The sequence below is a fragment of the Acinetobacter courvalinii genome, assembly GCF_014635545.1.
GTDB classification, from domain to species: Bacteria; Pseudomonadota; Gammaproteobacteria; order Pseudomonadales; family Moraxellaceae; genus Acinetobacter; species Acinetobacter courvalinii.
On the sequence record NZ_BMDA01000001.1, the window covers coordinates 128,181 to 141,080 of the forward strand.

Below are 12,900 nucleotides of genomic sequence, written 5' to 3' on the forward strand. Positions count from 1 at the left end.
CTGCGCATGACTTTGTAAAAAAATGCTAAGCTGTGTGAAACCGTTCCTATTTTCATGATTAGAAATTATGTTGCACTATCAAATTGAGTTCGACGATTATCGCCAACACCTGATTCATGTCACCCTACGTTTTCTTGCCAATCCTAATCAGGAGTTGTGGTTACCGACCTGGATCCCTGGCAGCTATCTGATTCGGGAGTTTTCCAAACATATTGAGTCGGTGAAAGCCTCTGATGAAGCTGGGCGTATACTGAATATTAAAAAAACTGAGAAAAATCGCTGGCGTTTATTCAATACCGATCATGAACTGATTACGGTTGAATATGATGTCTATGCTTATGATCTATCTGTGCGTGGTGCCTATGTCGATCAGAGCCGTTTGTACGTTAACCCTGCCTGTGTCTGTTTGGGCCTGCAAGATCAGGAACAGGCAGCTTGTGAAGTTGAGGTTTTCCTACCGGATGAATTAAAACATTTTCAGCTTGCAACGGGGTTACCAAGCAAGAGTCTGGTCAAAGGGCGTTTTACCTTAAAAGCAGACAATTATGATCAATTGATTGATAGTCCATTTGAACTGGCAGAGCAGAGTCGTTTCAGCTTTGAAGCAAACGGGATTCCACATGAGTTTGTGATTTCAGGGAAACACACGACCAATATGGGCCGTTTAGAGGCGGATATTCAAAAGATCTGTCAGACTGAAATTGATATGTTTGGTTCAGCGCCCTTCCAGAACTATACTTTTATGACCATGGCAACGGGCAATAGTTATGGTGGTCTGGAACATTGTAATAGCACCAGCTTGATTACACCGCGCGACGATTTACCCAAAGCAGATGAAGCCGAAGAACCTTCTAAAGATTATCAACGCTTCTTGGGTTTATGTAGCCATGAGTATTTCCATTCCTGGTTAGTTAAATTTATTCGCCCTGAAAACTTTGCCAATTATGATCTACATAAAGAGGGCTATACCAGTTTATTGTGGATATTTGAGGGCTTTACCTCTTATTATGATGACCTGATTTTATTGCGTAGCGGTGTGATTTCGCAGCAGTCTTATCTGGAGCTGTTAAAAGCACAGCTGGATCGTTATTTGCAGAATCCGGGCCGCTTGATTCAATCGGTTTCAGAGTCAAGTTTTGATGCGTGGATCAAGTTCTATCGTCAGGATGAAAACTCCAATAATGCAGGCACCAGTTACTATAACAAAGGCAGTTTAGTGGCACTTTGTCTAGATTTAGGCTTACGATTGCGTGGTTCAAATCTGGATGCATTAATGCGCCGTTTATACGAAAATACCCAACAGGGTATTCAGGTCAATGAACGCACCATTTTTGAATTATGTCATGAGTTGACAGGCGATAACTGGATTGAGCAAATCAATCACTTGATCAATACCACCGATGAATTACCACTGGATCAGTTGTTCCCAGAGTTCGGATTGAGTTATACGCTTAAACATGACAAGGCCTTGGCTTTTGGCTTGAAAGTGGTAGATAAAGCGGAAGGCGTGGTGGTACAGCAAGTGCGTCGTGATAGCGCAGCTGCTCAAGCGGGTTTATCTGCCAATGATGTGATCCTTGCCATTGATGGCGTTAAGGCTTCCGAGAAGCTGTTAGCCAAGTATGCGAAACAACAAGGCACATTTACGGTTTATGCCTTCCGTCGTGATGAGCTTTTGCAAGTTGAACTGCAAGCGGGTGAAAGTGAATTGACCACGGTTGAATTAAAAGTTGAAGACCAGCAAAAAGTTGATCGCTGGTTGAAGGGATAAGACTCGTTAAAAAGGACGCGACTAGCGTCCTTTTTATTAGCTGCCCCGATAAGTCGAATACCCGTAGGGGCTGAGCAGTAATGGAATGTGATAGTGCGGTAAACTGCCGTCAACTTCAAAAATAACCGGAATTTCAGGAAAAAAACTGCTTTGCTGTTGGGCTTTATACCAGTCACCTGTTTTAAACGTCACTTTATAAATACCCGACTTTAACTGTCGCTGTGCCGGATAAAGCGCAGTAATTCGTCCATTCTGATCAGTTTTGGCCTGATTGATTTCGATCCACTGGTTTTTTTGTTGGGTTTCGAGCACAACGGTGACATCAGCAGCAGGTAGACCATTCTGCTGGTTGAGCACATGCACACTCAATGGGTTTGTCGCTGCGTACAAGCTGCTTGAAGCCGAGAGAGCAGCGATGGCGAATAGATTTTTATACATCGCAATATTCCATCTTAGTTGATCAATGTTTTGGTATGTATTGCCGTCAGTGGTTATGAAGGCAATACATGCGGTATAAACGCAAAACAGCACTGTTGATCAGTGCCCTTAAACTTTAGAATGCGTATCTGGCACCGAGATAGAACTCACTTGAATAAAGATGGGCTTTCATCTGTTCATCTTGCAAGTTGCGTGCATTGGTGAAGTTATTCAGACCGCTATCAGCTTTGCCCAAGTCGACATAACGGTAGCCCAAGTCCAGCTTAAGGTTGTCAATTGCTTGATAACTTGCACCCGCACCTATGCTATACACCAGTTGGGTTTCGGTATTGGAAAGATATTGGCGAGAGGAATTACCTTGCCAGCCTGAAGATTCGGTACGGGCAACCCCTAATCCCAGATTGCCGTATACAGCGACATTTTGCATGACTTCAAAATCTCGATAAGCATTCAGCATCAGCCGTTGCGTCTCGACTTTATGATGGTTGAGACTGCTTGGAAAGTTAGTTGAACCGCTGGTAAATTCTGCATCATTTTTAAAGGTATATTCTCCTTCGGTACGCCAGCCATTGCCAAAGTCATAACCGAACCCTAGTGATGCATTGGTTAAATCTTTTTGATCGTCACCTGCAACAAATTTGCCAATCCCCGGGCGTAAGCTGGTTTCCATATTGTCCGCTTTGAGTTGGGCTGCTGCGACTTTTGCAGAGAGATAATAGCCAGAAAGCGCTGTATCTTGCGCATAGCTGAATGATGCGGTCATCAATAATACAGAACCCAAAGTGAAGCGTATAAATTGCTTGTCCATATACAATTTTCCAAAATTCATGAAGACGTGTTGGGCGATAAAAATCTTTATTTCCTCAGTACATGCTAGGAAAAAATGCATGGGACCATGATGACAATTGGATTACCGATTTGTAATCTTTGCGCTGAATAAAAAAGGTTAAGATGTGGGATGCATATTTTAATTGTTGAAGATGAATCCAAGATTGCGCAGTTTCTGGCAAAAGGATTAAATGAATCAGGCTACACCAGTGCGATTGCGAAAGATGGCATGGCCGCTTTGTCACGCTTGCAAGAAGAAGCATTTGATTTATTAATTCTGGATGTGATGTTGCCGAAACTGGATGGCTGGCAAGTGTTGCAGACGCTCCGTACATTTTCAAAAATCCCTGTACTCATGCTCACGGCGAAAGATCAGGTCATGGATCGGGTCAAAGGTCTGGAACTGGGGGCGGATGACTATCTGGTTAAGCCATTTTCATATATCGAATTATTGGCACGCATCAAAAGTTTATTACGGCGTGTTCCCAAGGTTGAACAAGAAATTTATAGCATTGCCAATCTCAGCTTAAACCGTTTAAGTCGGGAAGTGCATCGTGCAGAGAGCAAAATCGATTTAACCGCCAAAGAGTTTGTGCTGTTGCAATTATTGCTACAGCATCGCGGTGAAGTGCTCACACGAACACAAATTGCCTCTATGGTCTGGAATATCAACTTTGATACTGACACTAATGTGGTCGATGTGGCGATACGTCGTCTACGCGCAAAGATTGATGACCATTTTTCTCCCAAGCTGATTTATACGGTGAGAGGAATGGGCTATAAAATCGATTTAAAAGAAGACCATGACGATGAATAGATTGTCTTTGGCTTCGCGTCTGAGAATCGCGTTTAGTCTGATTTCATGCGTGGTTTTTATCAGTATTGGCACATTGTCTTATCAAAGTTTTCGTGAAATGGTGTATATCCAGCAGGACAAAGCGCTTGCGGCACGGATTAAACGCATGGAAGTGTTTTTAACCGATGCCTATACCGTGCAGATTTTGGGCAAATATCCCAAGCTGTATGAAAATATGGTCGGACATGAGGACAGTATCTTTATCGTTAAAGAGGCGGGTAAGGACCTGATCCGAATCAATCCGTTAAACGTCAACATCCCTCACTTAAACTATTCCAGTAAAATCCAGTTTACGAACAATAGTCCTGAACAGCCAACCACACGACTTGCATTTCAATCGGTACAACATGGCGATCAGCATTATCAACTGATTGCAGGTCAACAATGGTATGCCGTCAATCAAACCCTGAAGCAATATTTCTGGAAAATTGCCTTTTATAGTGGGCTGGGCATTCTATTATCAAGTTTATTAGGTTTTATGGTCGGGCATTACCTATTCCGTTCGATGCGGGAGTTGATTGCAGCAACCAGTAAAATCAACGTGCAAAAACTCAATCACCGTATTCAGGTTGAGACCAGCAATACCGAAGTACAACAACTCAGCCATGCCATGAATGAAATGCTGGATAAAATCCAGCAGGATTATCAAAAGCTGGCCCAGTTTTCGGAAGATATAGCACATGAATTGCGAACGCCACTCAATAATTTGATGGGGCAAACCCAGATTTTGCTGTCCCAACCCCGTCAGAAAGAGGAACTGGAAAATCTGCTGTATTCGCATCTGGAAGAATACGAAAGACTGACCAAAATGATTGAGAGCATGTTATTTATTGCCCGTTCCGAATATGGAGAACACGGGCTTGAGAAAAGTCTGGTAAATATTCCAGAGTTGATCCGGAATGTGACGGAGTATTTTGATTATCTGATCGAAGAACGGCAGATGAGCTTGATGCTTCAGCTTCCTGATGAAATGAATTTAAAGGTGAATGAAGCCCTCATGCAGCGTGCGATTGCCAATTTAATCAGTAACGCGGTGGTCTACGGTGCAGAACAGGGGCGTATTACCCTAATGGTACAAAGGGAACAGATGGATTGTGTGATTGATATTGTGACGCATGGCATCTGGATTGATGAAAAACATTTGCCTTATCTATTTGACCGTTTTTATCAAGTTGATGAGAGTCGACATAACAGAGCTCAAACCAGCGGGCTAGGGCTGGCCATCGTCAGATCAATTATGCAGTTACATGGTGGTTGTGCTGAAGTTGAAAATCAGCCTGAAGGCGTCACATTTAGGTTGCGATTACCACTAAAGCCTTAACCTAATTTTCATGAAATTCTGACAAAATAGGGCACATTTATTTATCAACACCTATTTGTTTGCTAAATGATCAGTTTGCTGGGCATTTTCTGCCAGATAAAGCTTTTGTAGTTGAAAAGGCAACATTTGGCCCAAATTATATGAACTTGCAGTATCTATTATATATAATTGTAGTATTTTTTAGCGAAATGTCGTTATCACGGGATAGGGCGTTGACTAGTATGCTACGAACGCTGATACTCTCAAGTTTGTTTTAAGCAAATCGGTTCTAGGAGCTGGGCCACAAGCGCAGTTTTCCATAACTCAATCCAACACAAGGGGCTATATATGGCTGGTGGAAAGTCAAAAATCATTTATACACTGACTGATGAGGCGCCGTTATTGGCGACCTATTCATTGCTACCGATCATTGAGACCTTTACCAAGCCTGCTGGCATCGAGATTGTGAAAAGTGATATCTCAGTTGCAGCACGTGTACTTGCAGAATTTTCAGATTACCTTAAAGATGAACAGAAGGTAAACAATAACCTTGCGGAGTTAGGTCGTCTTACGCAAGATCCAGATACCAACATCATTAAACTTCCAAACATCAGTGCTTCTGTGGCTCAGTTGACCGCATGTATCAAAGAGCTCCAGTCGAAGGGCTATGCGATTCCTGACTATCCAGAAAATCCAGCAACTGAAGAAGAGAAAGAACTTAAGGCGCGTTATGGCAAATGCCTAGGCTCGGCAGTTAACCCGGTATTGCGTGAAGGTAACTCTGACCGCCGTGCACCTGCTGCTGTGAAAAACTACGCGAAAAAACACCCGCACTCAATGAGCGAGTGGAAACAATGGTCACAAACTCACGTTTCTCACATGGATGAAGGCGACTTCTACCACGGTGAAAAATCAATGACTTTAGACCGTGCGCGTAATGTCAAGATGGAGCTCATCACCAAGTCTGGTGAAACGATTGTGCTGAAGCCAAAAGTTGCACTTCAGGATGGTGAAATCATCGATTCAATGTTCATGAGCAAGAAAGCGCTTTGCGATTTCTATGAGAAAGAACTTGAAGATTGTCGTGAAGCGGGCATCCTGTTCTCGTTACACGTCAAAGCAACCATGATGAAAGTCTCACACCCGATCGTATTCGGTCACTGTGTGAAAATTTACTACAAAGATGCTTTCGAAAAACACGGCAAATTATTTGATGAGTTAGGCATAAACGTAAATAACGGTATGGCCGGTCTTTACGAGAAGATCGAAACTTTACCGACTTCACTGCGTGAAGAAATTATCGAAGATTTACATGCTTGCCAAGAACACCGTCCTGCACTGGCGATGGTTGATTCTGCAAAAGGCATCACCAACTTCCATTCACCAAATGACGTGATTGTAGATGCATCTATGCCTGCAATGATCCGTGGTGGCGGTAAAATGTGGGGTGCTGACGGCAAACCTTACGACTGTAAAGCAGTGATGCCTGAATCAACTTTCGCGCGTATCTATCAGGAAATGATCAATTTCTGTAAGTGGAATGGTAACTTCGACCCACGTACCATGGGTACTGTGCCAAACGTTGGTTTGATGGCGCAGAAAGCGGAAGAATACGGTTCACACGACAAGACTTTCGAAATTTCTGAAGCAGGCGTTGCCAACATTACGGATCTAGACACGGGTGAAGTGTTGATGAGCCAGAATGTCGAAGAAGGCGACATCTGGCGTATGTGTCAGGTGAAAGACGCACCGATTCGTGACTGGGTGAAACTTGCAGTAACACGTGCACGCAACTCTGGCATGCCAGCAATCTTCTGGTTAGACCCGTACCGTCCACACGAAAATGAATTGATCAAGAAAGTTGAAAAATACCTGAAAGATCATGACACCACAGGTCTTGATATCCAGATCATGTCACAAGTACGTGCAATGCGTTATACGCTTGAGCGTGTAGCACGTGGTTTAGATACCATTTCTGTAACCGGTAACATCTTACGTGACTACCTGACTGACTTGTTCCCGATTATGGAATTGGGTACTTCTGCGAAAATGTTGTCAATCGTGCCGTTAATGGCGGGTGGCGGCATGTATGAAACTGGTGCAGGTGGTTCAGCTCCGAAACATGTTCAGCAGTTGGTCGAAGAAAACCACTTACGTTGGGATTCTTTGGGTGAGTTCCTTGCATTGGCTGTTTCTTTAGAAGAATTGGGTCTTAAAGAAGACAATAACCGCGCGAAATTGCTTGCCAAGACACTGGATCAGGCAACAGGTAAACTGCTTGATAACGATAAGTCTCCATCACGTCGTACCGGTGAGTTGGATAACCGTGGTAGCCACTACTACTTGGCATTGTATTGGGCTCAAGCATTGGCTGCTCAAGACGAAGATGCTGAGTTAAAAGCGAAGTTTGCTCCACTTGCGAAAGCACTTGCTGACAATGAAGAGAAGATTGTTGCTGAGCTTGCTCAAGTACAAGGTCAAGCTGCTGATATCGGTGGTTACTATGCCATTGATCCTGCAAAAGTAAGCGCAGTCATGCGTCCAAGCGCAACATTGAATGCAGCACTTGAAACAGCTTAAGTTTAAATATTACTGACAGTTTTGTTGGTGGTATAAAAAGGCCGATGCGAAAGCATCGGCTTTTTTGTGGATGATGTCTTAGATGATCCCCATAAAAAAAGCCCACTATCGTGGGCTTTAAAATAATCTCTAAAGATTAACGACCATTACGGCTACGACCACGCGGTGCTTTGGTGTTTGGACGCGTTGTACCATTGGTTTTACGACGTGGCTTTTCACTTTCATCCATTTGCCAGATACGCTTGGTGCCTGATTTTTTCTTGTCGCCGTCTTTTTTGTCAGCTTCTTTTTTCTTCTGGTGCATTGGCTTGCCACCTGTACCACCTGGTTTTTTCACATAAGAACGAGAGCGATACGGTTTATCTTCAGGCAAGTCTTTAAAATCAGGATAAAGTAACGGTTCAATTTCAGTTTGCTCACCGGGTTGTAAGCCCAGGCGAATCAGATCGATTGCACCGATTTTGGTCCGGATCAAACGTAGCGTCGGGAAACCTACCGCAGCAGTCATACGACGTACCTGACGGTTACGGCCTTCACAAATTTGCAGTTCAATCCAGCTGGTCGGAATATTGGCACGGTAACGCACAGGAGGATCACGATCCCATAACCATTCTGGTTGATCTACTTTCAATGCCTTGGCAGGTAACGTCATACCATCAGCCAGTTCGACGCCTTTACGAAGTTGTTCCAATGCTTCTTCAGTCACATCGCCATCGACTTGCGCAAGATAGGTTTTAAATTTCTTATTGGCCGGATTGGTAATGTATTGATTCAGACCACCATGATCGGTCAGAAACATCAGTCCTTCTGAATCAAGGTCAAGTCGGCCCGCAAGACGTAAATCAGGATCATGGATAAAGTGGGAGAGGGTGAGATGAGCGGAATCCTCACGGAACTGTGACAAAACGTCAAAAGGTTTATTTAATACGACTATTTTCATATCTGTATACTGCTTTGGCTATGGGCGGCATCATAACAATAAAGGTTTTTATTTAATGGGAAAATGTTGTTATTTCCCGTATAAATCTCAAAAAAACCTGTTTTGAACTAAACTGTTTCATGTAATAAAAAACGAAAGCTTGCCACAGAAGGCATCGACATAATCGCTAAATACATGAGGGAGAACCTGCAAAATGGGTTATCAGAAGATCGTGGTTCCTGCAGATGGAGACAAAATCACAGTAAATGCAGACCTGTCACTGAATGTTCCAAATCGTCCGATCATTCCTTTTATTGAAGGTGATGGTATTGGTGTGGATATTACACCAGCAATGAAAGCAGTAGTAGATGCCGCCGTGCTAAAAGCTTATGGTGGCAAACGTTCGATCGAATGGATGGAAGTCTACTGCGGTGAGAAAGCAGACAAAATTTACGGCAGCTATATGCCAGAAGAAACTTTTGATGCTTTACGCGAGTTTATTATATCAATAAAAGGCCCGTTAACCACACCTGTAGGCGGTGGAATTCGTTCTTTAAATGTCGCATTACGTCAGGAACTGGATTTATATGTCTGTGTACGGCCCGTTCGCTGGTTTGAAGGCGTGCCTTCGCCAGTCAAGCATCCCGAACTGACCGATATGGTGATCTTCCGTGAAAACTCGGAAGATATCTATGCTGGGATTGAATGGCCAGCAGATTCTCCAGAAGCGAAAAAAGTAATTAAATTCCTGCAAGAAGAAATGGGCGTCACTAAAATCCGTTTTCCTAAGGAATGTGGTATCGGGATCAAACCTGTATCGAAAGAAGGTTCACAGCGTCTGGTGCGTAAAGCGATACAATTCGCGATTGATAATGATAAACCGTCTGTGACCTTGGTCCACAAAGGCAATATCATGAAATACACCGAAGGTGCGTTTAAAGAGTGGGGCTATGAACTGGCGATGGAGCGTTTTGGTGGAAAGCTACTGGATGGGGGGCCTTGGGTAAAAATCAAGAATCCCAAAAATGGTAAAGACATAATTATTAAAGATGTGATTGCCGATGCTTTCTTACAGCAAATTTTAATGCGTCCGGCAGATTACTCGGTGATCGCGACCCTAAACTTGAATGGTGACTATATTTCTGATGCACTTGCTGCTGAAGTCGGTGGTATTGGCATTGCCCCGGGTGCCAATATTGGCGGTGCGATTGCCATGTATGAGGCGACGCATGGTACAGCACCTAAATATGCAGGACAGGATAAAGTCAATCCGGGTTCGATTATTCTGTCTGCGGAAATGATGCTGCGGGATATAGGCTGGACAGAAGCTGCGGATTTAATTATTACTGGTATTTCAGGCGCGATTTCAGCTAAAACCGTGACGTATGATTTTGAACGTTTGATGTCAAATGCAACCTTGCTGCGTTGTTCGGAATTTGCGCAAGCGATTATCGAACATATGCAAGATTGATGATTTATTTTCACTAAAAGGGCGGATTTTTCTGCTCTTTTTTATTTAGGGAATAGATAAGGTTGTCATGAAAAAAGCATGTACAAAACTAAAGACATGGCATATTTTGGACAATTCTAGAATAAAAACTTGAACATCATGGCTGAAAGAAAATATGGTGAAGCTGCACCCAAAACAACAGACAGCATTGCCAGTTTAGATTGGTACGAGCAAGTGCTCAGGAATCAGAAATATGAGCGTACTTTATTTGTCGATTTAGATATGTCTGAGGCGCACAGTACAGGTGCAGTATTTAATGAATGTACTTTTCGCCGGGCCCGATTTAATGGTTCAGTCCATCAAAACAGCGCTTTTATCAACTGTACCTTTGTTTCCAGTAATTTTTTTGATAGTCAATTTACTGAGTGTAAGTTTGTGGGCAGCATGTTCAGTGATTGCCAGTTTCATCATATGCGGGTGGAAGACAGTGACTGGGCCTTTGTTGGGTTGCCGGGTGCTGATTTAGAGAAAGCCTCTTTTCTTCGAACGCGGTTAAGAGAAGCCGATTTGACTGGGGCGCGTTGTCGTGGGAGTTCACTTCGGGAGAGTGACTTATCGGGTGCATGGCTGCATAGTGCAGATTTGACTGAATGTGATTTAAGAGGCAGTGATTTAAGTGCATTAGACCCGAAAGAAACTCAAATAAAAGCAGCCATTATTAACCTTGATCAAACTTTAATGATTGCAGAGAACTTGGGTTTTGATGTTCGCATCGACTGAGCAGGGGCAATACGCTTTACTCAACATGAGCGGGATGGCGCCACTCATTTTAAAAGAATGAATACAACATGAATCCTTAAAAAGATCAGTGCACATAAATGCCATCCACACTGGGTCAATCGTGATTCGCCATAAAGCAGAGCTGGAAAGACGCTAGTATCACGGATCAATGATTCGGTCTCATCAGCTAGCGCGATTATTCAGCTTTCACTTTACAGAAGGGATCAAGGTCTGGATTGCTGTTCCAGAGGTATTCGGCTTCTTCGGCACAAAGTTGGGCCATATTTTCACCTTGCGTGTCCTGAATAAAAGCAAGGGTCATATCCATACCCGCACTGACGCCAGAAGAGGTATAAAACTTTCTATCAGTCACCCAGCGTGCCTGAGTTTGCCATAACACCTGATTATTGAGGCTTTGTACAATTTCTAAGGCCATTTTATTTGATGTCGCTTTAACACCATTCAAAATACCGGTTGCTGCCAGTAGTGAACTCCCTGTACAAACCGTAAGAACATATCTGCTTTGATCTGCCAATGCTTTGAGCTGATCGAGAAACTCCTGATTTTTCATGAGTTCAAAAGTGATGATTCCGCCTGGTATCAGCAAAATGCTTTGTGCATGTGTCTGTATTTCAGTAAATGGTTGGGTTTGAATATAGACCCCATGTTTGTTGGAAACCAGTCCGCCATTCAGGCTATAAAACTGCACTTGATAATGTTGTTGCAGTAAACCAAATAATTCGACCGGTCCCATAATATCGAGGGTTTCAAAGTCTTCAAATACAATGGCATGAACAGGAATACGCATGACTTTTCTCACAAGTTTTATCTATCTCATACCTTAGAGAGCTTCAAATTTTTGATTGTGAATATTGTGTATGGCTTATTTTGAATTATGCTAAATCATTGGACTTTTGATCTGATTTGTTAGCAAGCGGCATATACTTTTGGCTTGATTTTTAATCATTTAAGCAGCTAAAACAAGAAAAGCTGTGGTGTATCGTAAATTTAGGAAAATCTGTATCTATCAATTCGTCTGTAGATGGTCAAAATAGTGGAAAAATAGAGCGAGTGCTATGCCATGAAAATGTATCAAGTGGATGCTTTTACCCAGGAATTATTCAAAGGAAATCCAGCAGCTGTCATCGTGCTTGATGAGTGGTTAGATCAGCAGATGATGCAGAATATTGCAATGGAAAATAACCTGTCAGAAACTGCTTTTGTTCGAACGCTTGATGACAGCAATTATGAGATTCGCTGGTTTTCTCCATTGGAAGAGGTGGCATTTTGTGGTCATGCCACGTTGGCCAGTGCTTTTGTACTATTTAAGGATTTTACGCAAGCCACAACAATTCAGTTTCATGTCCGTGATTTGGGGATTTTTATCGTTAGTCAGGATGCGGATGGTAAAATCAAGATGAACTTCCCGATTCGTCGGGCGGCGCTTGTATCTGACTATCCGTCAGAACTGCGTGAAGGGCTAACCAAACCATTTAAAGCGGTGTATCGCAATCCTCAAGCTTATATTATTGAATATGAAACGGTACAGGATGTATTGGATGAGCAACCTGATCTGGAAGTATTAAAACGCTTGGGTAAAATCCGGACTGCGATTACTGCTTCTCAGCCTGACGTGGCGATTACCGCTCGAGGCGAAGGCAAGTTTGATTGTGTCTCTCGTTACTTTGCCCCTGCGATCGGTATTGATGAAGATCCTGTCACAGGTTCGATCCATACCGCGATTGTGCCGCTGTGGGCCGAGAAGCTCAACCAGACACAACTGGTGGCGTTTCAGGCGTCAGCACGCGGTGGCGTTTTAGACTGCGTGATTGAATCTGATGAGCGTATCGAAATTTCAGGTTATGCCAAACTGTATATGCAAGCTGAACTGGCAATCTGATTTTTAGCTTAAATTGTGCAAAAACAAAGATAAAAGCTGTTTAAATAAACAGCTTTTTTCAAAACATAACTATTAAAA

The 12,900-nt window shown here is 43.1% G+C and carries 11 protein-coding genes; 7 read left to right on the plus strand and 4 right to left on the minus strand.

Annotation, left to right across the window (positions count from 1 at the left end; all coding sequences use genetic code 11):
* The first annotated feature begins 67 nt into the window (after positions 1-67).
* Positions 68-1,771, plus strand: coding sequence for a M61 family metallopeptidase (locus IEV39_RS00540; RefSeq protein WP_005288208.1), 1,704 nt, complete (start codon positions 68-70; stop codon positions 1,769-1,771).
* 36 nt (positions 1,772-1,807) lie between these two features.
* On the opposite strand, the gene uraH is transcribed toward IEV39_RS00540, so the two are convergent.
* Together uraH and IEV39_RS00550 are read right to left on the minus strand one after the other, a co-directional pair.
* Positions 1,808-2,209 (minus strand): hydroxyisourate hydrolase, encoded by a 402-nt coding sequence (uraH, locus tag IEV39_RS00545; RefSeq protein ID WP_005288204.1) that lies wholly within the window; start codon positions 2,207-2,209, stop codon positions 1,808-1,810.
* 115 nt (positions 2,210-2,324) lie between these two features.
* Positions 2,325-3,017 carry an outer membrane protein gene (locus IEV39_RS00550; RefSeq protein ID WP_005288201.1) on the minus strand — a complete coding sequence of 231 codons (693 nt, stop codon included), beginning with the start codon at positions 3,015-3,017 and terminating at the stop codon, positions 2,325-2,327.
* Between the two features lie 150 nt (positions 3,018-3,167).
* Between IEV39_RS00550 and IEV39_RS00555 the strand changes: the two genes are divergently transcribed.
* The 3 genes from IEV39_RS00555 to IEV39_RS00565 all read left to right on the plus strand — a co-directional run bounded on the left by IEV39_RS00555 (position 3,168) and on the right by IEV39_RS00565 (position 7,773).
* Entirely contained in the window at positions 3,168-3,854 is a 687-nt protein-coding gene (locus tag IEV39_RS00555) for a heavy metal response regulator transcription factor (protein WP_005288198.1), read from the plus strand.
* Positions 3,847-5,214 carry a heavy metal sensor histidine kinase gene (locus tag IEV39_RS00560; RefSeq protein ID WP_005288194.1) on the plus strand — a complete coding sequence of 456 codons (1,368 nt, stop codon included), beginning with the start codon at positions 3,847-3,849 and terminating at the stop codon, positions 5,212-5,214. Before IEV39_RS00555 ends, IEV39_RS00560 begins: the two co-directional genes overlap by 8 nt.
* Positions 5,215-5,541: 327 nt before the next feature.
* A complete protein-coding gene (locus tag IEV39_RS00565) occupies positions 5,542-7,773 on the plus strand; it encodes an NADP-dependent isocitrate dehydrogenase (protein ID WP_005288190.1) in 2,232 nt (743 codons plus the stop codon).
* Positions 7,774-7,909: 136 nt separating this feature from the next.
* On the opposite strand, the gene IEV39_RS00570 is transcribed toward IEV39_RS00565, so the two are convergent.
* Positions 7,910-8,713, minus strand: a complete 804-nt coding sequence (locus IEV39_RS00570) for a pseudouridine synthase (protein ID WP_005288187.1) — start codon at positions 8,711-8,713, stop codon at positions 7,910-7,912.
* 193 nt (positions 8,714-8,906) lie between these two features.
* Between IEV39_RS00570 and icd the strand changes: the two genes are divergently transcribed.
* The gene (icd, locus tag IEV39_RS00575; protein ID WP_005288184.1) at positions 8,907-10,163 is read left to right on the plus strand and encodes an NADP-dependent isocitrate dehydrogenase; all 1,257 of its coding nucleotides are present in this window, start codon (positions 8,907-8,909) and stop codon (positions 10,161-10,163) included.
* A 138-nt stretch (positions 10,164-10,301) separates the two neighbouring features.
* On the plus strand, positions 10,302-10,922 hold the full coding sequence (locus tag IEV39_RS00580) for a pentapeptide repeat-containing protein (RefSeq protein WP_005288181.1): 621 nt from the start codon (positions 10,302-10,304) through the stop codon (positions 10,920-10,922).
* Positions 10,923-11,118: 196 nt separating this feature from the next.
* On the opposite strand, the gene IEV39_RS00585 is transcribed toward IEV39_RS00580, so the two are convergent.
* On the minus strand, positions 11,119-11,730 hold the full coding sequence (locus tag IEV39_RS00585; protein WP_005288179.1) for a DJ-1/PfpI family protein: 612 nt from the start codon (positions 11,728-11,730) through the stop codon (positions 11,119-11,121).
* 273 nt (positions 11,731-12,003) lie between these two features.
* Between IEV39_RS00585 and IEV39_RS00590 the strand changes: the two genes are divergently transcribed.
* Complete coding sequence (locus IEV39_RS00590) at positions 12,004-12,822, plus strand: PhzF family phenazine biosynthesis protein (RefSeq protein WP_005231767.1); 819 nt, start codon at positions 12,004-12,006, stop codon at positions 12,820-12,822.
* The last annotated feature ends 78 nt before the right edge of the window (positions 12,823-12,900 follow it).